The following is a 21,807-nucleotide window of genomic DNA, read 5'->3' as shown; positions in this document are numbered from 1 at the left end:
AATTCTCCTAGGATCGAATCAAGTGACCGCTGGCCGCCAGTGGCTGGCCGTCCAGTAATGCACCCTGTTCGCCAAGACGCAAGCGCCCTTCAGCGAACCAGCGCACCGCCAGTGGGTAGATCAGGTGTTCCTGATGGTGTACCCGCTGTGCCAGGCTTTCGACGGTGTCGTCAGACGCCACCGGTACCACAGCCTGTACGACCAGTGGGCCGCCATCGAGTTCCTCAGTCACGAAGTGTACGCTGCAGCCATGCTCGGCGTCGCCAGCTTCCAATGCCCGGCGATGCGTATGCAGGCCCTTGTACTTGGGCAGCAGCGATGGGTGGATATTGAGCAGGCGGCCCTGATAGTGGCGCACGAAGTCGCCACTGAGGATGCGCATGAAACCGGCCAGCACCACCAGGTCCGGGGCAAAGCCGTCGATGTGCGCCATCAGCGCGGCATCGAAGGCTTCCCGGCCGTCGAACTGGGTGTGGTCGAGCACGACGCTGTCGATGCCGGCCGCCGCAGCGCGCTTCAGGCCGAAGGCATCGGCGCGGTTGGATACGACCGCGCGGATACGCACCGGGCTGTCCTGCCCTTGGCAGCTGTCGATCAGGGCTTGCAGGTTGCTGCCGGAGCCCGACAGCAGTACCACTACATTGCAGGTCTTGCTCGGCATCAGTGTGCCTTGAGGTTCTGCAGCTCGACCTGGGCAGCGCCTTCGGCGGCTTCGGCGATGTGGCCGATGACCCACGGTTGCTCACCAGCGGCACGCAGTTCGTTCAGGGCGGCTTCGACCTGGTCCTGGCCTACGCAGATGACCATGCCCACACCGCAGTTCAGTACGCGGTGCATTTCGTGCTCGTCGACGTTGCCTTTTTCCTGCAGGAAGTCGAACACCGCCGGGCGCTGCCAGCTGGCCACGTCAACCACGGCCTGGGCGTTTTTCGGCAGTACGCGCGGGATGTTGTCCAGCAGGCCGCCGCCGGTGATGTGGGCCATGGCCTTGACTGCGCCGGTGTTTTTGATCAGTTGCAGCAGCGGTTTGACGTAGATGCGGGTCGGCGCCATCAGCAGGTCGGTCAGCGGCTTGCCGTCCAGCTGGGTGTTCTCGATATCGGTAGCCGACACTTCGAGGATCTTGCGGATCAGCGAGTAGCCATTGGAGTGCGGGCCCGAGGACGGCAGGGCGATCAGCGCGTCGCCGGTGGTAACCTTGGAGCCGTCGATGATCTCGGCCTTTTCCACCACGCCTACGCAGAAACCTGCCAGGTCGTAGTCTTCGCCTTCGTACATACCAGGCATTTCGGCGGTTTCACCACCGACCAGCGAGCAGCCGGCCAGTTCGCAACCGGCGCCGATGCCGGTGACCACGGTGGCGGCCACGTCAACGTTCAGCTTGCCAGTGGCATAGTAGTCGAGGAAGAACAGTGGCTCGGCGCCGCAGACGACCAGGTCGTTGACGCACATGGCGACCAGGTCCTGGCCAATGCTGTCGTGCTTGTTCAGGTTCAGTGCCAGGCGCAGCTTGGTGCCGACGCCGTCGGTGCCGGAGACCAGCACCGGCTGCTTGTAGCCGGCCGGGATCTCGCAGAGGGCGCCGAAGCCGCCCAGGCCACCCATGACTTCAGGGCGTGCGGTGCGTTTTGCCACGCCCTTGATGCGTTCGACCAGTGCTTCGCCGGCGTCGATGTCTACACCGGCGTCCTTGTAGCTCAGGGAGGGTTGCTTGCTCATTGATCCAGGCCTTTAGGAGGGAGGGATTCTTAAAAACGACCATGACGGCCAAGGCCGGCTGGTAAGCGGCGGCGGTCTGAAACGTCAGTGGTCTGTGAAGGCGCGCGATTTTATCAGGGTTGCCGGGCAGCGGCCATCCTCAGGCCGACGGGCAGGGCATGAAAAAGATAATTAGTTGGGGCGTTCGCCTTGAGGGAACAGCGATGCGCCGCGCGGGCAGGCGCGCGATCTCACTGGCGCTGAACCGCTCAAGGCGAACACCGGTAAGCCCGACAACACCTGCAAGCAATCTTTCACGCCCCGCGGCTGGTTACCTGGCGCCCCCGTGTATAAGGTATAGGCATTGCGGTAACTGGACAGGAATCCTCCATGCGTTTGTTCAATATTCTGGCAGCCGGTTGCCTGGCGCTGATCTCGGCCACTGCCCTGGCTGAAAATGTCTCAGGCCTTTATCAGGTGCGCGAGCCGGTCACCGGGCCGGGCGCCGAAGCCCGTACCGAGGCCACGGCCAAAGCTCTGGACACGTTGGTGCAGCGTCTGACCGGTGACCCAAAGGCAGCGCAAAGCCCGGCGTTGGCCGAGCTGCGTAAGGACCCTCGGCAAATCATCAACCAGGTGGGCAGCGAAGCCGGCCCGCCCGAGTCGGTGGTGGTCGAGTTCGACCCTGGTAGCACCGAGCGGGCTTTGCGCAAGGCTGGCCTGGCCCTGTGGGGCAGTAACCGGCCCTCGATACTGGGGTGGTGGTTGAACGACAGTGTTGAGGGCAGCAGCCTGGTCGGTGATGGCCAGGCCAGTGCCCAACCCCTGCGCCGCGCCGCGCAGCACCGTGGTCTGCCGCTGCGCTTGCCGCTGGCCGACCTGCAGGAGCAACTGGTCGCCAATGCCAAGCAGATCGAAGGTAGCGACCCGGCGCAGCTGCGCGAAGCATCCGAGCGCTACGGTGCCGATGCTTTGCTGGCGGTACATGCCCAGGAAGCCGACGGCAAGTGGCAGGGCAAGTGGCAGCTGTGGCTGGGCGACCAGCGTGAGCAGGGCAATGCCGAGGGTGCCGATCAGGCAGCCTTGGCTGACGCGGTGATGCTGGCGGTGAGCAGCCGCCTGGCACCGCGCTACGTTACCCGGCCGGGTGCCAGCAGCCAATTGCAGGTGCAAGTGCAGGGCATGAACCTGCAGCGCTACGCCGAACTGGCCCGCGTGCTGGAGCCCTACGGCCCACACTTGCAGGCGGCCGAAGGCACTACCTTGACCTACGGCGTTACTGGCAATCGTGAACAGTTGCGTGCCCAGCTTGGCCTGGCCAAGCTGCAGGAAGTGCCCGTAGAGCAGGCGCCCGCGGTGCCGGCCATGCCAGCACCGGCAGTGGACGCCGCTGCCGGGGAGGCCGTACCTGCGCAGCCAGCGCCCAAGCCGTTCGACGGCTTGCGTTTTCGCTGGTAAGGGGCGCTCGCCGTGACCGACATGCGTCGCTGGATCTGGCTGGGCGCTGCGCTGCTGATCGCTGTGCTGCTTTATAGCCTGCACAGCATCCTTACGCCGTTCCTGGTCGGCATCATGCTGGCCTACCTGGCTGACCCGCTGGTCGATCGCCTCGAGCGCCTGGGGCTATCGCGTACCTGGGGTGTGGTGGTGGTGTTCGGCCTGTTCACCCTGGTGCTGTTGGGCTTGTTGCTGGTGCTTGTGCCGATGCTGGCCAAGCAGTTGGTGCGCCTGTACGAATTGGTGCCGCAGATACTCGACTGGCTCGAGCATGTAGCGCTGCCGTGGGTACAGGGCAGCCTTGGCCTGGCCGATGGTTTCTGGAAGTTCGACAAGATCAAGGCCGCCATCGGCGCGCACATGGGGCAGACCACCGATATCGTCGGTATGCTACTGTCTCATGCCACCGCCTCCAGCCTGGCGTTGGTGGCCTGGCTGGCCAACATGGTGCTGATCCCGGTAGTGGGCTTCTATCTGCTGCGCGATTGGGACCTGATGATGGGCAAGCTGCGCGGCCTGCTGCCGCGCCAGCGCGAGCCGCAAGTGATGGGCCTGGCAGGTGAATGCCATGAAGTGCTAGGCGCATTCGTGCGCGGGCAACTGATGGTGATGCTGGCTCTGGGCATCATCTATTCTGCCGGGCTTATGCTGGTAGGGCTCGAACTCGGTCTGCTGATCGGCATGCTCGCAGGCCTTGCGGCCATCGTGCCGTACATGGGCTTCATCATTGGCATTGGTGCTGCGCTGGTGGCCGGCCTGTTCCAGTTCGGTGGCGACCTGTACCCGATGCTGGGCATCGTTGCCGTGTTCATGGTCGGGCAGGCACTGGAGGGTATGGTGCTGACCCCGCTGCTGGTGGGCGATCGCATCGGCCTGCACCCGGTTGCGGTAATCTTTGCCATCCTCGCCGGTGGCGAACTGTTCGGCTTTACTGGCGTGCTGCTGGCGCTGCCGGTGGCAGCGGTGATCATGGTGCTGCTGCGGCATGTGCATGCTCTGTACAAGGAATCGGACATGTACGCCGGGAATATCGACCCGGAGCTTTGAACGCCACGCGTTTTGTCTTGGGCCTTTTCGCGCCTGCATCCGCGGTTCGCTTGCACAGCGCAACTTGTTGATTTTGCTTGCCCTATCCGCAGTCGAGATTGTGCGCCCCGCGTTGCGGGTATAGACTTTGCACATTGTTCACCAAAGGCCCCCTGCGGTCCTGTCGACCGCCCGCGAGCATGAAACCACCGATCCAGTTGCCCCTGGGTGTGCGCCTGCGCGATGACGCCACCTTCATCAACTACTATCCGGGCGCCAATGCTGCGGCATTGGGTTACGTCGAGCGGCTATGCGAAGCCGACGCCGGCTGGACCGAGAGCCTTATCTACCTGTGGGGCAAGCAGGGTGTTGGCCGTTCCCACCTGCTGCAGGCTGCCACCCATCGCTTCCAGCAACGCGGCGAGCCCGCTGTCTACCTGCCCCTGGCGCAATTGCTCGATCGTGGCGTAGAGCTGCTCGACTACCTGGCCCAGTACGAACTGGTATGCATCGACGATCTGCATGTGATCGCCGGCAAGGCCGATTGGGAAGAGGCCATGTTCCACCTGTTCAACCGCCTGCGCGACAGCGGCCGACGCTTGCTGCTGGCAGCCTCGGCATCACCGCGCGAGCTGCCGATCAAGCTGCCGGACCTGAAGTCGCGCTTGACCCTGGCCCTGGTGTTCCAGATGCGCGGCCTGTCCGACGAAGACAAGCTTCGCGCCTTGCAGCTACGTGCTTCGCGCCGTGGCCTGCACCTCACCGACGAAGTCGGCCATTTCATCCTCACCCGCGGCGCGCGGAGCATGAGCGCGTTGTTCGACTTGCTCGAGCGTCTCGACCAGGCCTCATTGCAGGCACAACGCAAGCTCACCATTCCTTTTCTCAAGGAAACCCTCGGCTGGTAACCCCCTGAAAACACTGGGCCAGAGCGGTAGAACAAAAAAGTCACATCTTTTTCGATAAAATTTGCAAATGGCCATGATAGAGGGCATAGTTTCACCCTTCTAAAGGATTACAGACACGGTCGTGCCCATGCTGAAGCGCTTCGCACCCCTCGTGCCACTCGCACTCGTGACCCTGCTTTTTGGCTGCGCGGCCCAAGGCCCGGTATCTCAGCCCCAGGATCACACCCCGGTCACCGCACAATCGGCAATCAAGGCCAAAGCCTCTCCCTCGGCGGTATTCGGCGAGCCGGAAGAGCTGGCCACCGAAGATGACCTGGCGTCTTTCTCTGGCAGCAAGCCTTACCAATTGCCCGTTCTGGCTGACAGCATTCTCGAGCGCGGCATGTCGTTGATCGGCACCCGCTACCGCTTCGGTGGTACCTCGGAAAAGTCCGGCTTCGACTGCAGTGGCTTCATCGGTTACCTGTTCCGCGAAGAGGCGGGCATGACGCTGCCGCGCTCCACGCGTGAAATGATCAAGGTAGATGCGCCAAAAGTGGCCCGCAACAAACTCAAGCCAGGTGACTTGCTGTTCTTCAGCACCAATGGCCGAGGCCGGGTGAGCCATGCCGGCATCTATCTGGGTGACAATCAGTTCATCCACTCCAGCAGCCGCCGCAGCGGCGGTGTGCGCATCGACAACCTCGGTGATCGCTACTGGAGCAAGACCTTCATTGAAGCCAAGCGAGCCTTGGCCATGGCGCCGACCAACATCGCGCGCAACTGATGTCAAAATGATGTACCCTGCCGCGGCGGTGATGCTTTGAAAAAAAGCACACCGCCGTGCGCATTTACAGAAAGCGTCTAATCTAAATTCTCAACTCTTTTCGGCTGCAGCGCAGCGGTCTCAGACAGGATGTTCTGGCCATGGTAAAGATGGCGCGCTTCGCATTTCTCTCCTTGGCAGCCTTGCTGGCTGCATGCTCCAGCCGTGCGCCTGCGCCGGCCCCTGTGGTACAGCCGCAGGTTACCTATAGCCAACCCAGTCCTTCACCGGTTGCCGATGACGTGCTGATTCGTGCCATTGGTCTGGTTGGCACGCCTTATCGTTGGGGTGGCAATACGCCGGACTCCGGCTTCGACTGCAGCGGCCTGATCAAATATGTGTACCGTGATGCTGCCGGCATCAGCCTGCCGCGCTCGACACGAGAGATGATCGTCATGCGTGCACCGACGGTGGATGCCAGTTCACTGCAGTCCGGTGACCTGGTGTTCTTCGCCACCAGTGGCGGCTCGCAGGTCAGCCATGCCGGCATCTATGTAGGGGACGGGCGCTTCGTGCATGCTCCCTCCACGGGTGGCACTGTCCGCCTGGACTACCTCTCCAACAGCTACTGGGCCAAGGCCTACCTGCAGGCCAAGCGGGTGATTCCGCAAGGGCATCTGGCGCAGAACCCCTGATGTCCATGCCTGTTCAGCGGCCCCGTTGAGCTCGGGGCCGCTAGCGGCTGCCGAGATTCATGTTGCTTTGCTCACCCGCCTGATCACCCGCTTCGATTGACGCTCCCGGTGCAACCCTCTAACCTTCGCGGCGTGTTTCAGGTGCCCTGCCAGCCCCGACTGGGCAGGGTGAAACTGGGAAGCCGGTGGGCGCCAGCATGGCGCGATTCCGGCGCTGCCCCCGCAACGGTAAATGAGTAAAAGGCCGCGCAGGGCCACTGGATGCCAGCATCCGGGAAGGCGCGCAGGCCAGGGCAAAGGCCCACTCACAAGCCCGGAGACCGGCCTGATACTGCCAACGGCATCACGGAGGGTGATGCGCGGTGCACCGTGGCGCCCTGCCATGGCCTCTGCGCGTTCTCCGTTTGCCTGCCTATTACCTGTCGCCGCGCGTTGCCGTGGTGCCAGCCAGCGGAGAACCCTGATGAGCGAATCCACCGAACGCGACGAACGCCACCTGGCGCGCATGCAGCGCAAGAAGGCGGTCATCGACGAACGCATCGCCAATTCCCCTAACGAATGCGGCCTGCTGCTGGTGCTGACCGGCAATGGCAAGGGCAAGAGCAGTTCGGCCTTCGGCATGCTCGCGCGCGCCTTGGGCCATGGCATGCAGTGCGGCGTGGTGCAGTTCATCAAGGGCCGCAACAGCACCGGTGAGGAACTGTTCTTCCGTCGCTTCCCCGAACAGGTGCGCTACCACGTGATGGGCGAGGGCTTTACCTGGGAAACCCAGGACCGCCAGCGTGACATTGCTGCTGCGCAAGCCGCCTGGGCGGTGTCGCGCCAGTTGTTGCAGGACCCAGGTGTACAGTTCGTGGTGCTGGACGAGCTCAACATCGCCCTCAAGCATGGTTACCTCGACCTGGACCAGGTACTGTCCGACATTCAGGCCCGCCCGCCCATGCAGCATGTGATTGTCACTGGCCGCGCTGCGAAGCCCGAGATGATCGAGCTGGCCGATACCGTGACCGAAATGGGCATGCTCAAGCACGCCTTCCAGGCCGGTATCCGCGCACAGAAAGGCGTCGAACTGTGAGTCGATCGCGCCACTGTCCCGCCGTGTTGATCGCGGCACCGGCCTCTGGCCAGGGCAAGACTACCGTCACTGCTGCGCTGGCCCGCCTGCACCGTAACCTCGGGCGCAAGGTGCGGGTGTTCAAGTGCGGGCCCGACTTTCTTGACCCGATGATTCTCGAACGGGCCAGTGGCGCGCCGGTGTATCAGCTGGACCTGTGGATGATCGGTGCCGAGGAAAGCCGTCGCCTGCTGTGGGAGGCTGCCGGCGAGGCTGACCTGATCCTCATCGAAGGGGTGATGGGGCTGTTCGACGGCACCCCGTCTAGCGCCGACTTGGCACGCCACTTTGGCGTGCCGGTGCTGGCGGTGATCGATGGCACAGCCATGGCCCAGACCTTCGGCGCCCTGGCTCTGGGCCTGGCGCGTTACCAGGCCGATCTGCCGTTCGCCGGCGTGCTGGCCAATCGGGTAGGCAGCCTGCGCCATGCGCAACTGCTGGAAGGCAGCCTGACCGAAGGCTTGCGCTGGTATGGCGGCTTGTCTCGCGAGCGCGGCATCGAACTGCCCAGCCGCCACCTGGGCCTGGTGCAGGCCAGCGAGCTGAATGACCTGGATACCCGTCTGGACGCTGCCGCCGAAGCGCTGGGTGCCAGTTGCGATGCGGCGTTGCCGCCGCCAGTGAGCTTTGCCGAGCCCGAACCGCAAACCTGCGCTGCCTCGCTGGCCGGTGTGCGCATTGGCGTGGCGCGGGACGAGGCGTTCGCCTTCACGTATGGCGCTAACCTCGATCTGCTGCGCAACCTTGGTGCCCAGCTGGTGTTCTTCTCGCCGCTGCACGACCGCGAACTGCCGGCAGTCGACAGCCTGTATCTGCCGGGTGGTTATCCAGAGCTGCATCACCATGCGCTGGCCGCCAACGCACCGATGTGCGAAGCAATCCGCGCCCACCATGCGCAGGGCAAGCCATTGCTGGCCGAGTGCGGTGGCATGCTGTACCTGCTCGATGCCCTGACTGACGTGGCCGGTGAACGTGCCGAACTGCTCGGCCTGCTGCCGGGCGAGGCGACCATGCAGAAGCGCCTGGCCGCCCTGGCGCTGCAGGCGGTGGAGCTGCCGGAGGGGACCTTGCGCGGTCACACCTATCACCATTCGCTGACCAGTACTGCGCTGGAACCGATTGCCCGCGGTCTGAGCCCCAACGGCGGGCGTGGCAACGAGGCGGTCTATCGTCTGGGCCGGCTGACGGCCTCTTACGTGCACTTCTATTTCCCTTCCTGCCCGGATGCGGCGGCGGCGCTGTTGCGACCATGAATGATCACGCCTATAGCGACGCCGAGCGCGCCGCAATCTACCGGGCCATCGGCGAGCGCCGCGACATGCGCCATTTCGCGGGTGGCCAGGTAGCGCCCGAGCTGCTTGGCCGCTTGCTGGCCGCCGCGCATCAGGCGCCCAGTGTCGGGCTTATGCAGCCATGGCGATTTATCCGTATCACCCGGCGTGACCTGCGCGGGCACATCCAGGCCTTGGTGGAGGCGGAGCGGATACGCACGGCCGAGGCATTGGGCGAGCGATCCGATGCCTTCATGAAACTGAAGGTGGAGGGCATAAACGATTGCGCCGAGCTGCTGGTGGCGGCCTTGATGGACAACCGCGAACCACACATCTTCGGCCGCCGCACCCTGCCGGAGATGGACCTGGCCTCGCTGGCCTGTGCCATCCAGAACCTGTGGCTGGCCGCGCGTGGCGAAGGGCTGGGCATGGGCTGGGTGTCGCTGTTCGACCCGCAGGCGTTGGCCGCGCTGCTGGGCATGCCCGCCGGTGCCAAGCCGGTGGCGGTACTGTGCCTTGGGCCGGTCGCCGAGTTCTACCCGGTGCCGATGTTGGTGCAGGAAAACTGGGCCGAAGAGCGGCCGCTGAGTGAAATGCTTTACGAAAACCAATGGGGAGAGCGTCAATGAGCGTGGCCTTGCTGACCGTGGCCGGGGTGGCCCTGGACGCGTTGCTGGGCGAACCACAGCGCCGCCACCCCTTGGTGGCCTTCGGCAATATGGCTGGCAACCTTGAGCGCCGTCTGAATGCTGGCGGGCGCGGCTGGCGTAGCCACGGCGTGAGTGCGTGGTTTCTGGCGGTGGTGCCGCTGACCCTGGTGGCGCTGGTCCTTTCGTGGCTGCCATATATCGGCTGGCTGGTTGACGTACTGGCGCTGTACTGCGCCGTGGGGCTGCGCAGCCTGGGCGAGCATGTGCTGCCGGTGGCCAACGCTTTGCGCCAGGGCGATCTGGCGGAGGCGCGGCGCCGGGTTGGCTACCTGGTCAGCCGCGAAACGCGCGAACTGGACGAGCCAGCAGTGGCCCGAGCGGCGACCGAGTCGGTGCTGGAGAACGGCAGCGATGCAGTATTCGCCGCGTTGTTCTGGTTTGTGGTGGCCGGTGCGCCCGGCGTGGTGCTGTACCGCCTCAGCAACACGCTGGATGCCATGTGGGGCTATCGAAACGAACGCTTCGAGCGCTTTGGCTGGTGCGCGGCGCGCATCGACGATGTGCTCAACTATATACCTGCAAGGCTGGTGGCCCTGACGTATGCCCTGTTGGGCAAGACCCGTCTGGCCCTGGTCTGCTGGCGCAAACAGGGCCCGCTGTGGGATAGCCCCAACGCCGGGCCGGTGATGGCTGCCGGCGCCGGTGCGCTGGGCGTGGAGCTGGGTGGCCCGGCGGTGTACCACGGCGAGTTGCATGAGCGGCCGCGCCTGGGCGAGGGGCCAGTGGCCGATGCCGATGCCATCGAGCGCGGCTGGCAGTTGGTGCAGCGCGGCGTGTGGCTGTGGCTGCTGGTGATCTGCCTGGGGGCGTATATCAATGCTTGAACATGGTGGCCGCCTGCTTCGCGCGGTGCAGCAATACGGTATCGCCCGTGAGCAGTGGCTCGACCTGTCCAGCGGCATTGCGCCCTGGCCATTCCCGATCCCGCCGATTCCCGTCGACGCCTGGGCCCGCCTGCCGGAAACCGAGGACGGCCTGGAGGACGCCGCGCGCGCGTATTACGGCGCCCGCCAGTTGCTGCCGGTCGCCGGCTCCCAGGCCGCGATCCAGGCCTTGCCGCTGCTGCGAACAGCCGCCCGGGTAGGCGTGCTGACGCCGTGCTATGCCGAACACCCCTATGCCTGGCAACGGGTGGGGCACCAACTGCTGGCGCTGGAGGAGGCGCAAGTTGAGGCTGCGCTCGACGGCCTCGATGTGCTGGTGCTGGTGAACCCCAACAACCCGACCGGCCACCGGGTATCGCGCGAACGCCTGCTGGCTTGGCATGCCCGCCTGGCTACCCGCGGTGGCTGGCTGCTGGTCGACGAAGCATTCATGGACAACACCCCGGCAGACAGCGTGGTGGACTGCGCCGAACGCCCGGGGCTGATCGTGCTGCGCTCGTTTGGCAAGTTCTTCGGCCTGGCCGGCGTGCGCCTGGGCTTCGTTGCCGCCGAACGCAGCTTGCTGCTGCGCCTGGCCGAGCTGCTCGGCCCATGGACCGTCAATGGCCCGACCCGAGTACTGGCCCAGGCCAGTCTGGCTGATCAAGCTGCCCAGCGCGCGCAGGCCGAACGCTGTGCTGCTGCCAGCCAGCGGCTTGCGCACGTGCTGCACACGGCCGGCCTGGCGCCCAGCGGTGGCTGCGACCTGTTCCAGTACGTGCGTAGCGCGCATGCTGCGCGACTGCATGAATTTCTCGCCCGGCGCGGCATCCTTGTACGGTTGTTCGAACAGCCAGCGGCCGTGCGCCTGGGGTTGCCTGCCTGCGCCGCGGACGAACAACGCCTGGCCCAGGCCTTGGCGGCTTATCAAAAGGAAACGGCATGACGACCCTCATGGTGCAAGGCACCACCTCCGACGCAGGCAAGAGCACATTGGTGACCGCGTTGTGCCGCTGGCTGCTGCGCCAGGGGGTCGCTGTGGTGCCATTCAAGCCACAGAACATGGCGCTGAACAGCGCGGTGACGGCTGATGGCGGCGAAATCGGCCGTGCCCAGGCGGTGCAGGCCCAGGCCTGCCGGCTACAACCGCACACCGACATGAACCCGGTGCTGCTCAAGCCCAACAGCGATACCGGCGCCCAGGTCATCATCCACGGTCGCGCGGTCACCAGCATGAATGCAGTGGCCTACCACGACTACAAGACCACGGCCATGCAGGCAGTGCTGGCTTCTCACCAGCGCCTGAGTGGCGCGTACCCGGTGGTCATGGTCGAAGGCGCGGGTTCGCCGGCAGAGATCAACCTGCGTGCCGGCGATATTGCCAACATGGGCTTTGCCGAAGCGGTGGATTGCCCGGTGATCCTGGTGGCCGACATCAACCGCGGTGGAGTATTCGCCCATCTGGTGGGCACGCTGGAATTGCTGTCGCCCACTGAACAGGCGCGGGTCAAAGGTTTTGTCATCAATCGCTTCCGTGGCGATATCGCCCTGCTGCAGCCAGGGCTGGACTGGCTGGAACAACGCACCGGCAAACCGGTGCTGGGCGTCCTGCCTTACGTTACTGACCTGCACCTGGAAGCCGAAGACGGCATCGATGTGCGCCAGGGCGTCAAGCACGAGCGTGTGCTCAAGGTGATCGTGCCGGTGCTGCCGCGTATCAGTAATCACACCGACTTCGACCCGCTGCGCCTGCACCCGCAGGTGGACTTGCAGTTCATCGGCCCGGGCCAGCCGATTCCGGCTGCCGACCTCATCATCTTGCCGGGCTCCAAGAGCGTGCGCGGCGACCTGGCACAACTGCGCGAGCGCGGTTGGGACAAGGCTATCGAGCGGCACTTGCGCTATGGCGGCAAGCTGATCGGTATCTGCGGTGGCCTGCAGATGCTGGGGCGCGAAGTGCATGATCCGCTGGGGCTGGAGGGGGCCGCAGGTTCAAGTCAGGGGCTCGGCCTGCTCGACTATGCCACGGTGCTCGAAGCCGAGAAGCAACTGCGAAATGTTGCCGGCACACTGAGCCTTGGGGCGGCAACGGTAACCGGTTATGAAATTCATGCTGGCGTGACCACCGGGCCTGCTCTGGAGCAACCCGCAGTCCAACTGGCTGATGGCCGCCATGATGGTGCTGTCAGTGCTGATGGCCAGATCCTCGCCACCTACCTGCATGGCCTGTTCGAAGGCAGCCAGTCGTGTGCCGCGCTATTGCGCTGGGCCGGGCTGGAGGATGTGCAGGTTATCGACTACGAAGCGTTGCGCGAACACGACATCGAGCGTCTGGCCGATCTGGTGGAAAAGCACCTGGACACCGCACAATTGCGCCAGCTGTGTGGGGTGGCCTGATATGCGTAACCTGATCCTCGGTGGTGCCCGGTCTGGCAAAAGCCGCCTGGCTGAACAGTTGGCCAGTGCCAGCGGCTTGCCGGTGACCTACATCGCCACCAGCCAGCCGCTGGATGGTGAAATGAACGAACGCGTGTTGCTGCATCGCCAGCGTCGGCCGGATGACTGGGGGTTGATCGAAGAGCCCTTGGCCCTGGCTGCGGTACTGCGCGCCGAGGCGGCCGAAGGGCGCTGCCTGCTGGTGGATTGTCTGACCCTGTGGCTGACCAATTTGTTGATGCTCGAAGATGACCAGCGCCTGGCCGAGGAGCGTGATGCCCTGTTGGCGTGCCTGGAACAGTTACCTGGCACCCTTATCCTGGTCAGTAACGAAACCGGCCTGGGCGTGGTGCCCATGGGCGAGCTGACCCGGCGCTATGTCGACCTGGCCGGCTGGCTGCACCAGGCTGTGGCCGAACGCTGTCAGCGTGTCGTGCTGACCGTGGCCGGCCTGCCCCTAATTCTCAAAGGACCTGCACTATGACCCAAGCCTGGTGGCGTGACGCCTGCCAACCCCTCGACAACGCCGCCATGGACCAGGCCCGCGCCCGTCAGCAGCAACTGACCAAACCTGCTGGCTCGCTCGGCCAACTTGAAGAGCTGGCCATTCAGCTGGCTGGCCTTCAGGGCCTTGAACGACCAGCACTGGATCAGGTAGCCATCACCATTTTTGCAGGCGACCACGGCGTGGTCGAGGAGGGCATCTCGGCCTACCCGCAGGCGGTGACCGGGCAGATGCTGCGTAACTTCGTCGGCGGGGGCGCGGCGATCAGTGTGCTGGCGCGGCAACTGCAGGCCAGCCTGGACGTGGTCGACCTGGGCACCATTGACGCGCAGTTGGAGCTGCCCGGCGTGCGCCATCTGCGTCTGGGCGCCGGTACTGCCAACTTTGCCCGTCAACCCGCGATGAGCGAAAACCAGCTGCAAGCGGCCTTGCAGGCCGGCCGCGACAGTGCCCAGCGTGCTGCCGAACAGGGCGCGCAGCTGTTCATCGGTGGCGAGATGGGCATTGGTAACACCACCGCCGCCGCAGCCTTGGCCAGTGTTCTGCTAGGGTGCCCGGCGTCGGCGCTGAGCGGTCCGGGTACCGGCCTGGACAACGCCGGGGTGCAGCACAAGGCCGAAGTCATCGAGAGGGCACTGCGCCTGCATGGCCTGCGTGCTGAAGACCCGTTGCAGGTACTGGGCTGTGTTGGCGGTTTTGAGATCGCGGCGTTGGCCGGTGCCTACCTCGGTTGCGCGCAGGCGGGCGTCGCGGTGCTGGTGGATGGCTTTATCTGCAGTGTCGCTGCGCTCGTGGCAGTGCGCCTCAACCCGCAGTGTCGGGCCTGGTTGATGTTCGCTCACCAGGGTGCTGAGCCTGGGCACAAGGGCTTGCTTGCTGCGCTGCAGGCCGAACCCTTGCTGGCCTTGGGCTTGCGACTGGGTGAGGGCAGTGGCGCTGCCCTGGCGGTGCCGCTGTTGCGCCTGGCCTGTGCGCTGCATGGGCAGATGGCGACCTTTGCCGAGGCCGCGGTGGCGGACCGCCCGGCATGATCCTCGACTTGCTGCGCCATGGTGAAACGGAACAGGGCGGCCTGCGTGGCAGCCTTGATGATGCCTTGACCGACAAGGGCTGGCTGCAGATGCGCCGCGCCGTGGCCGACGCCGGACCATGGCAGGTGCTGGTCAGTTCGCCGCTGCAGCGCTGCGGGCGTTTTGCCGATGAGCTGGGTGCGCAATTGAAACTGCCAGTGCAGCGTGAGCCCGCCCTGCAGGAACTGCACTTCGGTGATTGGGAGGGCCAAACTGCGGCGCAGATCATGGAGCACCAGGCCGATGCACTGGGGCGTTTCTGGGCCGACCCTTACGCCTTCACACCGCCCAATGGCGAACCGGTCGAGGCGTTCGCCGAACGGGTGCTGGCGGCGGTCGAGCGTTTGCGCCTTCAGCATGCCGGCAAGCGCGTGCTGCTGGTGACCCATGGCGGCGTGATGCGGCTGTTACTGGCCCGCGCCCGTGGCTTGCCCAGGGAGCAGTTGCTGCAGGTCGAGGTTGGCCATGGCGCATTGATGCAGCTGGTGCCGGGTGACGACGGGCAACTGGTCGAGGCGCCCTGAGATGTTGCCGTTCTGGATCGCCTTGCAGTTTCTCAGCAGCCTGCCGGTGAGTCTGCCGGGCATGCCGGCACCGCGTGAGGTGGGGCGTTCGCTGCTGTACTACCCGCTGGTCGGGCTGCTGTTCGGCTTGCTGCTGTGGTTGGCCAGTCATCTGCTACAGGGCACGCCGCCGCCGCTGCACGCGGCTTTGCTGCTGACGTTGTGGGTACTGCTCAGTGGTGCCTTGCACCTGGATGGCCTGGCGGACAGTGCCGACGCCTGGCTAGGTGGTTTCGGCGACCGTGAACGCACTTTGCGGATCATGAAAGACCCGCGCAGTGGGCCGATAGCCGTGGTCACCCTGGTCTTGGTGTTGTTGCTGAAGTTCTGCGCATTGTGGGTGCTGGTCGGGCAGGGTGTCGGGGCGCAATTGCTGCTGGCGCCGTTGATCGGGCGGTCGGCGATGTTGGGCCTGTTCCTTGGCACACCTTATGTGCGACCAGGCGGGTTGGGCCAGGCGTTGGCCGAATATTTGCCCCGGCGTGCAGCCGGGTGGGTGTTGCTGGTTTGTGTGGTGTTCTGCCTGTTCCTGGGCGGATGGAGTGTGCTGCTGGCGCTGGCGGTGTTTGCCTGGTTGCGGTATCTGATGTGCCGGCGCCTGGGCGGGACCACCGGGGATACCGCAGGCGCGTTGCTGGAGTTGCTGGAGCTGGCCGTTGTGCTCGGGTTGGCGCTGGGGCTTTGAGCGTTTGGCCCGACGGCCCTTCCGGGGCTGTTTTGCAGTGCTTTCGCGAAAGGCCTCATAGGTGGAAGGGGCAGTAACTTCCGGCAACGGTCCGATAGCGCCGGCATCTCCTTTGTCGGCGTATCCTCAGTCTCCCCTCGCGCAACCAGGTAGGCTTCCCGTGCATCACTGGATCTTTGCCAGTCTATTGGTCCTGTCCACCCTCCCAGCCACTGCTGCAGATCTCATGGCGTTCTGGGACACCCCACGCCACGGCGGCAACAGCTTCAACCGGCTGCCGCCCGATCAAGCCTACTTCGATGCCCTGAGGGGGTACGGCGCCACCTGGGTGCGGCTGTCGTACGACAAATGGCAACCGGTGAGACGTGATTTCCTCCTCGGCAGCGCCGATACCTATGAAGGCCTGCCCGAGGCCGACCTGGCTGTGCTGCGTGCCACCCTCGACCGGGCGCACCAGGCAGGGCTCAAGGTGGTCATCGCGCCACTCTCGCTACCGGGTATGCGCTGGGCGCAAAACAATCAGGGCCAGTTCGATGATCGCCTGTGGCAAGACAAACGCTACTGGTCCCAGGCTGCGGCCTTCTGGCGAGATATGGCGCGCGAACTGAAGCACCATCCGGCCATCGCTGCCTACAACCTGATCAACGAGCCAGCACCGGAGAAACAGAGCGGCCTGGCTGAACATGCCGAACGCAGGCAGATGCAGCAGTGGTATGTGCAAGAGCAGGGCGGTGCGCGCGATCTGCCCTTGCTGTACCGGCAACTGATAGCGGCCATTCGCGAAGAAGACGCTGATACGCCGATCATGGTCGATGCCGGCTGGTATGCAGGTGCAGACGCGTTCGGCTACTGGCCAGCCCCGCTGGAAGATGCGCGAGTGCTGTACAGCGTGCACATGTACGAGCCCTATGCCGCTACCAGTGCGCCGAACATGGCGCGCAAACATCCCATTGCCTATCCAGGTCCCGTACCTTTTGCCGGGCAGATCCAGCTGTGGGATGGGCAACGAGTGGAACGCTATCTGCGCCAGCCGCTGGCATGGGCCGAAGCCATGGGTGTGCCGCTTTCTCGCCTGGTGGTGGGCGAGTTTGGCTGCATGCGCAGGCTGCCGGGTTGCCGGCAGTATCTTGAAGATGTGCTCGTCGTGCTGGATCGCAACCGGTTGCACTGGGCGTTCTATAGCTTCCGTGAAGACAACTGGGATGGCATGGACTACGAACTGGGCACTGCGAAGGTGCCGTGGCGCTACTGGCAGGCGATCGAGCAGGGCGCGCCAGACCCCTTGGCGCGCAAGGCCACGATTGAGTTCGAGCCGATCCGCAGGCGCTTGAACCCGGACTGACGCTTCTCATCCCTTGTGAAACTTCTTGCAACAGTCAGTATGCGGGTATATACACGTATCCATGCTGACCAGTGAATGTATCTGTACCCATCTGCGTCGTGCCGCCCGCGGGGTGAGCCGGCATTACGACGAAGCCCTGGCCGGCTTTGGGGTCAATGTCGCCCAGTTTTCCCTGCTGCGGCACCTGCAGCGGCTCGACCGGCCCAGTATCACAGCATTGGCCGAAGCCATGGGGCTCGAGCGCAGTACCCTGGGCCGCAACCTGCGTGTGCTGGAGGCGGATGGGCTGGTCGCTCTGGGCGATGGCGACGACCAGCGTAACCGCGTGGTGCTGTTGACCGAGGCGGGTAAGCAACTGCTGCACGTTGCCCACCCAGCCTGGGAGCAGGCCCAGAAAGAACTGGTTGAACGGCTTGGGGTGGGGCAGCGGGATGAACTGGTACGACTGCTGGAACAACTGGCCTGAATTGATACGACTATAAGCGGGTATATACCCGTAAAAACCTTGCGATGTGCTGGAGATAACGACAATGACTTCGGTGTGGCGAACCAGCGGATGGGTATTGGTGGGGGCGGCCTTGATACTGGCGCTGTCTCTGGGCGTACGGCACGGCTTCGGACTGTTCCTGGCGCCGATGAGTGCTGACTTTGGCTGGGGGCGTGAGGTGTTTGCCTTCGCCATTGCCCTGCAGAATCTGATCTGGGGGCTGGCGCAGCCGTTCGCTGGTGCCTTGGCCGACCGGCTTGGCGCGGCACGGGTGGTCATCATCGGCGGTATCCTCTATGCCGTCGGTTTGGTCCTGATGGGCATGGCTGATTCGGCCTGGTCGTTGTCGCTGAGTGCGGGCTTGCTGATTGGCATCGGCCTGTCCGGCACGTCGTTCTCGGTCATCCTCGGTGTGGTCGGGCGTGCTGTGCCGGCTGAAAAGCGCAGCATGGCCATGGGTATCGCCAGCGCCGCCGGGTCATTCGGCCAGTTCGCCATGTTGCCGGGCACCCTTGGCCTGATTCAGTGGCTGGGCTGGTCGGCAGCGTTGCTGGTGCTGGGGCTGATGGTGGCGTTCATCGTGCCTTTCGTCGGCTTGCTGCGCGATCGCCCGTTACCCAGTCACGGTGGCGAGCAGACCCTGGGCCAGGCGCTGCGCGAGGCGTGCACGCACTCCGGTTTCTGGTTGCTGGCGCTGGGCTTTTTTGTCTGTGGCTTCCAGGTCGTATTCATTGGCGTGCACCTGCCGGCCTATCTGGTTGACCAGCACCTGGCTGCGACCACCGGTACAACAGTGCTGGCGCTGGTCGGCCTGTTCAACATCGTCGGTACCTTCACCGCTGGCTGGTTGGGCGGGCGCATGTCCAAGCCACGCCTGCTGACCGGGTTGTACCTGCTGCGTGCGGTGGTGATCGTGCTGTTTCTGTGGGCGCCGGTGAGCGAGTTCAGTGCTTACCTGTTCGGCATTGCCATGGGCCTGTTGTGGTTGTCCACGGTACCGTTGACCAATGGTACCGTGGCCACCGTGTTCGGGGTGCGCAACCTGTCCATGCTGGGCGGTATCGTGTTCCTGTTCCATCAGTTGGGCGCGTTCCTGGGAGGCTGGCTGGGAGGGGTGGTGTATGACCGCACCGGTAGCTACGACCTGGTTTGGCAGATTTCCATCCTGCTCAGCTTGCTGGCTGCTGCCCTTAACTGGCCGGTGCGTGAACGCCCGGTCTCACGCCTGCAGGCCCAGGCTGCATGAACCGCTACCTGATACGCGGCCTGTTGGCTATTGCCGCTTTGCTGCTGCTGGCACTGGTGTGGTGGGGCTGGCATCAGGGTGGGATGGCGCTGATGCAACTGGGCATGAGTGTGTGTTAGGCGCTACCCTGCAAGCTCAAGGATTGTCATGCGGGAGAAACGAGTCATGCGTGCACATTGGTTGACGGTGCCGGTGCTGGCCCTGCTTGCCAGTACATCGAGCTGGGCAGCGGATTGCCCGGCGTTGTTGCAGGGCAGCCTGCCGGAATTGCGCGGCAAGGGGCAGGTCGAGCTGTGCGAGCGCTTTGCCGGCAAGCCGCTCGTGGTAGTGAACACTGCCAGTTATTGCGGTTTTGCCCCGCAGTTCGAGGGGCTTGAGGCGACGTACAAGGAATATCACGAGCAAGGGCTGGAAATGCTCGGCGTGCCGTCCAATGACTTCAAGCAGGAGGACGCCGACAGTGAGAAGACGGCCAAGGTTTGCTATGCCAACTACGGTGTCACCTTCACCATGACCAAGACGCAGGCGGTGCGGGGCAAGGATGCGATACCGCTGTTCGCGGAGCTGGCCAGCCAGAGCAGTGCACCGAAGTGGAATTTCTACAAGTATGTTGTCGACCGCAAGGGCAAGGTGATCGGTAACTTCTCCAGCCTGACCAAACCGGATGATCCCGCGTTCCGCGCCGCTATCGAAAAGGCCATCGCCTCTCAGCAGTAACCAGGCTGCACCGGCATCGCCAGCTGGACGGCCTGCGCTTCGAAGCGGTATTCGGCAGTGTATTGATCCGCACGATATCGATGCCCTGAGCTAGATGGCATCGTGCGTCGAACCTGGCATTGGGTGCCTGGGTAGTGCCCGGGCGACAGCTGGCAAGTGCAGGCATGAAAAAAACCGCCACGAAGGCGGTTTTCATGTAACGCGCAAGAATCAGAAGCGGTAGGTGAGGGAAGCACCGATGCCGTGAGCGCTGTTCTCGTACTTGGCCTGGTAGCTGCCTTTCAACAGCCCTTGTTGTTGTGAGCTTGGCAGGTTGTTGACCTTGGTGTCTTCTTCCCACAGATACGAGTAGGCAACATCAATGGTCATGTCATCGTTCGGGCTCCAACCGGCACCAAAGCTGACCGCTTTACGATCGCCAGTCGGAATACGTGGCGAGCGATCATGGTTGTTGGTAGGCGACTGGTCGACGGAGAAGCCTGCGCGCAGGGTCCACTCCTTGTTCACCTTGTAGGATGCACCAATGGCGTGAGCCCAGGTGTCGTGCCAGTTCTGCTCTTCGGTGATGGTCTTCAGCGGGTAGCCTGCCGGAGCTTCGTTCTCGACGACGATGCTTTCCAGGCGGCTCCAGCGCGTCCAGGTGCTACCCGCATACAGTGTCCAGTGGTCATCCAGTTCATGAGTGACCGAGAAGTCCACTGACTCTGGTGTCTTGATTTTCAGGCTGGCGTCGAACTTGCCGTTCAGGCCAAGCTGTGGAATCGGGTAGGAAACGCGGGTATTGCCTTCAAGCTTGTAGTCGACCATCGAGTGATAGGTCAGGCCCAGACGGGTTCGGTCCGTAGCTTGTACCAGGACGCCGATGTTGTAACCGATCGCGGTGTCGTCTCCCTTGATCTTGGTCTCGCCATCAGGGCCATTGGGCCCCAGAAGGGCCTTGCTGCTCAGGTTCGAACCCAGTTCACCCTTGATGCGGTTGATGGTCGGGCCAAAACCGATCGACACCTTGTCGTTGAAGGCGTAGCTGACGGTTGGCTGGAAGGTGACAACCTCGACCTTACTCTTCTTGCCCCAGTAGCGCGCGGCATCGTCGCTGCCGTAGTCGGTTACCAGGCCGAACGGTACGTAGACACCAAAACCGACGCTCCAGTGGTCATCGATCGGCTTGACGTAGTAACCCATGGGTACGCCAACGACAGGCACCATGTCACCATCGGTTTCCCCCCCGAAGTTGCTGCCTGGGCCCGATATATCGGTCTTGGCGATGACGGCAGCGCCGCCCACGGTGAATTGTTCGCGTTTGAGGCGGGACATGCCGGCCGGGTTGCCATACACAGTGCTGGCATCTTCGGCAGAAGACGAGCGCCCCGCGAAACCGGTTCCCATGCCGCTGATACTTTGTTCGTTCAGCGCGAACCCGGCGGCGAACAGTTGGCTGGAAGCAAGCGCAACAGCTACGCCGAGGGAGGTTTTGAGCATTACTTTTTTCATTATTAGAAAACTCCTTGGGATCTCCGGGGCGAAAAGCTACCAACAAATCACGCGCTGCGCTATAGGCTCAATCGCAGGAGTTAGAGCTGTTTTGTAGGACAATCCGACCAAAATTCCCTTTTTTCCGGTTTAGTTGTAGGACGCGTCTCAAGATGCCTGTGGCATTTTCTGATTTATGCAGGCCTGCCAGGCGTGGGTGAAGTCGCGCAGGCGACCTTGGGGGTTGAAAATCTGTCGCCAGATCCGCGCCAGTGCCAATAGATCGTCCGCCGCAGGCAATGGTGTGGCCTGCTCTTCGATGAGCATCCAGGCAATGGCGGTGGAATAGCGCAGGTTGACGGTGAGCTCCAGGTGCGGGCCACCAAGGAAGGCGTGCTGGCTGGCCAGGCCGCGGACCAGGCTGGCCAGGTCGGGGTCACGGGCCAGGTAATCGTCCCAGAGCGCCTGGTGACGCTGTTCACCGATACGGTAAAGACCATGGCCGCGTCGGTCATGCAGGGCTGAGCCGAGGGCTGACTGGCTGGCAGCGATGCCCAGTAACAAGGCTTCGGCGCTGGCGCAGTGACGGTTCAGGTAGACCAAGGTGGGTCGGATCACATACTGACACAATTCATTCGCCGCAATACCCATGATGCCCTCGAGCAGGTAAGGGCCGGACGGGCGCTGGAGCTTGGCAGCTGGTGAATGATCAGGCCCGCCGGGAGCGGAAAGCACCGCTCGAGTTGAAGTGTAGTGTGA

Annotated in this window: 23 protein-coding genes and 1 riboswitch; of the genes, 19 read left to right on the top strand and 4 right to left on the bottom strand. The window is 63.7% G+C overall.

All coding sequences use genetic code 11. From position 1 onward, the window contains the following. Positions 1-7: 7 nt before the first annotated feature. Both purN and purM read right to left on the bottom strand, forming a co-directional pair. Entirely contained in the window at positions 8-661 is a 654-nt protein-coding gene (purN, locus tag GST84_20155) for a phosphoribosylglycinamide formyltransferase (GenBank protein XGB14508.1), read from the bottom strand. After that, positions 661-1,719 (bottom strand): phosphoribosylformylglycinamidine cyclo-ligase, encoded by a 1,059-nt coding sequence (gene purM / locus GST84_20150; protein ID XGB14507.1) that lies wholly within the window; start codon positions 1,717-1,719, stop codon positions 661-663. Before purM ends, purN begins: the two co-directional genes overlap by 1 nt. A 369-nt stretch (positions 1,720-2,088) precedes the next feature. Here purM and GST84_20145 point away from each other — a divergent pair, with 369 nt between their 5' ends. From GST84_20145 to GST84_20055, 19 genes are all read left to right on the top strand, one after another. After that, positions 2,089-3,156: a DUF2066 domain-containing protein gene (locus GST84_20145; protein ID XGB14506.1), complete on the top strand. Its 1,068-nt coding sequence runs from the start codon at positions 2,089-2,091 to the stop codon at positions 3,154-3,156. Between the two features lie 12 nt (positions 3,157-3,168). Then, the gene (locus GST84_20140; protein ID XGB14505.1) at positions 3,169-4,242 is read left to right on the top strand and encodes an AI-2E family transporter; all 1,074 of its coding nucleotides are present in this window, start codon (positions 3,169-3,171) and stop codon (positions 4,240-4,242) included. A 179-nt stretch (positions 4,243-4,421) separates the two neighbouring features. After that, positions 4,422-5,129, top strand: a complete 708-nt coding sequence (locus tag GST84_20135; GenBank protein XGB14504.1) for a DnaA regulatory inactivator Hda — start codon at positions 4,422-4,424, stop codon at positions 5,127-5,129. Between the two features lie 127 nt (positions 5,130-5,256). After that, positions 5,257-5,895, top strand: coding sequence for a peptidase P60 (locus GST84_20130; protein XGB14503.1), 639 nt, complete (start codon positions 5,257-5,259; stop codon positions 5,893-5,895). A 140-nt stretch (positions 5,896-6,035) separates the two neighbouring features. Continuing rightward, entirely contained in the window at positions 6,036-6,569 is a 534-nt protein-coding gene (locus GST84_20125; GenBank protein XGB14502.1) for a hydrolase Nlp/P60, read from the top strand. Positions 6,570-6,691: 122 nt separating this feature from the next. Further along, a riboswitch (cobalamin riboswitch) is annotated at positions 6,692-6,913 on the top strand. A gap of 119 nt (positions 6,914-7,032) precedes the next feature. Continuing rightward, positions 7,033-7,644, top strand: a complete 612-nt coding sequence (cobO, locus tag GST84_20120; protein ID XGB14501.1) for a cob(I)yrinic acid a,c-diamide adenosyltransferase — start codon at positions 7,033-7,035, stop codon at positions 7,642-7,644. After that, positions 7,641-8,936, top strand: a complete 1,296-nt coding sequence (locus GST84_20115) for a cobyrinate a,c-diamide synthase (protein XGB14500.1) — start codon at positions 7,641-7,643, stop codon at positions 8,934-8,936. The genes cobO and GST84_20115 overlap by 4 nt, the downstream gene beginning before the upstream one ends. Next, positions 8,933-9,583 carry a 5,6-dimethylbenzimidazole synthase gene (gene bluB, locus GST84_20110; GenBank protein XGB14499.1) on the top strand — a complete coding sequence of 217 codons (651 nt, stop codon included), beginning with the start codon at positions 8,933-8,935 and terminating at the stop codon, positions 9,581-9,583. Before GST84_20115 ends, bluB begins: the two co-directional genes overlap by 4 nt. Continuing rightward, positions 9,580-10,488 (top strand): cobalamin biosynthesis protein, encoded by a 909-nt coding sequence (locus GST84_20105; protein ID XGB14498.1) that lies wholly within the window; start codon positions 9,580-9,582, stop codon positions 10,486-10,488. Before bluB ends, GST84_20105 begins: the two co-directional genes overlap by 4 nt. Then, complete coding sequence (locus tag GST84_20100; protein ID XGB14497.1) at positions 10,481-11,473, top strand: threonine-phosphate decarboxylase; 993 nt, start codon at positions 10,481-10,483, stop codon at positions 11,471-11,473. Before GST84_20105 ends, GST84_20100 begins: the two co-directional genes overlap by 8 nt. After that, on the top strand, positions 11,470-12,924 hold the full coding sequence (locus tag GST84_20095; protein XGB14496.1) for a cobyric acid synthase: 1,455 nt from the start codon (positions 11,470-11,472) through the stop codon (positions 12,922-12,924). The genes GST84_20100 and GST84_20095 overlap by 4 nt, the downstream gene beginning before the upstream one ends. A 1-nt stretch (position 12,925) precedes the next feature. Then, entirely contained in the window at positions 12,926-13,447 is a 522-nt protein-coding gene (cobU, locus tag GST84_20090) for a bifunctional adenosylcobinamide kinase/adenosylcobinamide-phosphate guanylyltransferase (GenBank protein XGB14495.1), read from the top strand. Beyond that, on the top strand, positions 13,444-14,499 hold the full coding sequence (gene cobT, locus GST84_20085; protein XGB14494.1) for a nicotinate-nucleotide--dimethylbenzimidazole phosphoribosyltransferase: 1,056 nt from the start codon (positions 13,444-13,446) through the stop codon (positions 14,497-14,499). The genes cobU and cobT overlap by 4 nt, the downstream gene beginning before the upstream one ends. Then, positions 14,496-15,062: a histidine phosphatase family protein gene (locus GST84_20080; GenBank protein ID XGB14493.1), complete on the top strand. Its 567-nt coding sequence runs from the start codon at positions 14,496-14,498 to the stop codon at positions 15,060-15,062. The genes cobT and GST84_20080 overlap by 4 nt, the downstream gene beginning before the upstream one ends. Before the next feature lies 1 nt (position 15,063). Continuing rightward, positions 15,064-15,786 (top strand): adenosylcobinamide-GDP ribazoletransferase, encoded by a 723-nt coding sequence (locus tag GST84_20075; protein XGB14492.1) that lies wholly within the window; start codon positions 15,064-15,066, stop codon positions 15,784-15,786. 226 nt (positions 15,787-16,012) lie between these two features. After that, positions 16,013-17,128 (top strand): cellulase family glycosylhydrolase, encoded by a 1,116-nt coding sequence (locus GST84_20070; GenBank protein ID XGB15814.1) that lies wholly within the window; start codon positions 16,013-16,015, stop codon positions 17,126-17,128. 61 nt (positions 17,129-17,189) lie between these two features. Then, positions 17,190-17,594, top strand: coding sequence for a MarR family transcriptional regulator (locus GST84_20065; GenBank protein XGB14491.1), 405 nt, complete (start codon positions 17,190-17,192; stop codon positions 17,592-17,594). Between the two features lie 64 nt (positions 17,595-17,658). After that, positions 17,659-18,861, top strand: a complete 1,203-nt coding sequence (locus GST84_20060) for an MFS transporter (protein XGB14490.1) — start codon at positions 17,659-17,661, stop codon at positions 18,859-18,861. A gap of 165 nt (positions 18,862-19,026) precedes the next feature. Continuing rightward, complete coding sequence (locus tag GST84_20055) at positions 19,027-19,578, top strand: glutathione peroxidase (protein XGB14489.1); 552 nt, start codon at positions 19,027-19,029, stop codon at positions 19,576-19,578. Between the two features lie 210 nt (positions 19,579-19,788). Here the strand turns inward: GST84_20055 and GST84_20050 are convergent, their stop codons facing one another. Then, the gene (locus tag GST84_20050; GenBank protein XGB14488.1) at positions 19,789-21,069 is read right to left on the bottom strand and encodes a transporter; all 1,281 of its coding nucleotides are present in this window, start codon (positions 21,067-21,069) and stop codon (positions 19,789-19,791) included. A gap of 147 nt (positions 21,070-21,216) precedes the next feature. Beyond that, complete coding sequence (locus GST84_20045) at positions 21,217-21,699, bottom strand: hypothetical protein (GenBank protein XGB14487.1); 483 nt, start codon at positions 21,697-21,699, stop codon at positions 21,217-21,219. Positions 21,700-21,807: the final 108 nt, after the last annotated feature.

This window comes from Pseudomonas putida (assembly GCA_041879295.1).
Classification (GTDB): Bacteria; Pseudomonadota; Gammaproteobacteria; order Pseudomonadales; family Pseudomonadaceae; genus Aquipseudomonas; species Aquipseudomonas putida_Y.
Note: the sequence above shows the minus strand (reverse complement) of the source record. Positions and strands in the feature narration are given on the sequence as shown.

Excerpts from the sequence above, each read along its gene's own strand:
- GST84_20075 (XGB14492.1), top strand. The coding sequence starts at position 15,064 with ATGTTGCCGTTCTGGATCGCCTTGCAGTTTCTCAGCAGCCTGCCGGTG.
- GST84_20095 (XGB14496.1), top strand. The coding sequence starts at position 11,470 with ATGACGACCCTCATGGTGCAAGGCACCACCTCCGACGCAGGCAAGAGC.
- GST84_20130 (XGB14503.1), top strand. The coding sequence starts at position 5,257 with ATGCTGAAGCGCTTCGCACCCCTCGTGCCACTCGCACTCGTGACCCTG.
- GST84_20105 (XGB14498.1), top strand. The coding sequence starts at position 9,580 with ATGAGCGTGGCCTTGCTGACCGTGGCCGGGGTGGCCCTGGACGCGTTG.
- GST84_20045 (XGB14487.1), bottom strand. The coding sequence starts at position 21,699 with ATGGGTATTGCGGCGAATGAATTGTGTCAGTATGTGATCCGACCCACC.
- cobU (XGB14495.1), top strand. The coding sequence starts at position 12,926 with ATGCGTAACCTGATCCTCGGTGGTGCCCGGTCTGGCAAAAGCCGCCTG.
- GST84_20135 (XGB14504.1), top strand. The coding sequence starts at position 4,422 with ATGAAACCACCGATCCAGTTGCCCCTGGGTGTGCGCCTGCGCGATGAC.
- GST84_20080 (XGB14493.1), top strand. The coding sequence starts at position 14,496 with ATGATCCTCGACTTGCTGCGCCATGGTGAAACGGAACAGGGCGGCCTG.
- purN (XGB14508.1), bottom strand. The coding sequence starts at position 661 with ATGCCGAGCAAGACCTGCAATGTAGTGGTACTGCTGTCGGGCTCCGGC.
- GST84_20125 (XGB14502.1), top strand. The coding sequence starts at position 6,036 with ATGGTAAAGATGGCGCGCTTCGCATTTCTCTCCTTGGCAGCCTTGCTG.
- GST84_20100 (XGB14497.1), top strand. The coding sequence starts at position 10,481 with ATGCTTGAACATGGTGGCCGCCTGCTTCGCGCGGTGCAGCAATACGGT.
- GST84_20145 (XGB14506.1), top strand. The coding sequence starts at position 2,089 with ATGCGTTTGTTCAATATTCTGGCAGCCGGTTGCCTGGCGCTGATCTCG.
- GST84_20055 (XGB14489.1), top strand. The coding sequence starts at position 19,027 with ATGCGTGCACATTGGTTGACGGTGCCGGTGCTGGCCCTGCTTGCCAGT.
- GST84_20065 (XGB14491.1), top strand. The coding sequence starts at position 17,190 with ATGCTGACCAGTGAATGTATCTGTACCCATCTGCGTCGTGCCGCCCGC.
- GST84_20050 (XGB14488.1), bottom strand. The coding sequence starts at position 21,069 with ATGAAAAAAGTAATGCTCAAAACCTCCCTCGGCGTAGCTGTTGCGCTT.
- GST84_20070 (XGB15814.1), top strand. The coding sequence starts at position 16,013 with ATGGCGTTCTGGGACACCCCACGCCACGGCGGCAACAGCTTCAACCGG.
- cobO (XGB14501.1), top strand. The coding sequence starts at position 7,033 with ATGAGCGAATCCACCGAACGCGACGAACGCCACCTGGCGCGCATGCAG.
- bluB (XGB14499.1), top strand. The coding sequence starts at position 8,933 with ATGAATGATCACGCCTATAGCGACGCCGAGCGCGCCGCAATCTACCGG.
- cobT (XGB14494.1), top strand. The coding sequence starts at position 13,444 with ATGACCCAAGCCTGGTGGCGTGACGCCTGCCAACCCCTCGACAACGCC.
- purM (XGB14507.1), bottom strand. The coding sequence starts at position 1,719 with ATGAGCAAGCAACCCTCCCTGAGCTACAAGGACGCCGGTGTAGACATC.
- GST84_20060 (XGB14490.1), top strand. The coding sequence starts at position 17,659 with ATGACTTCGGTGTGGCGAACCAGCGGATGGGTATTGGTGGGGGCGGCC.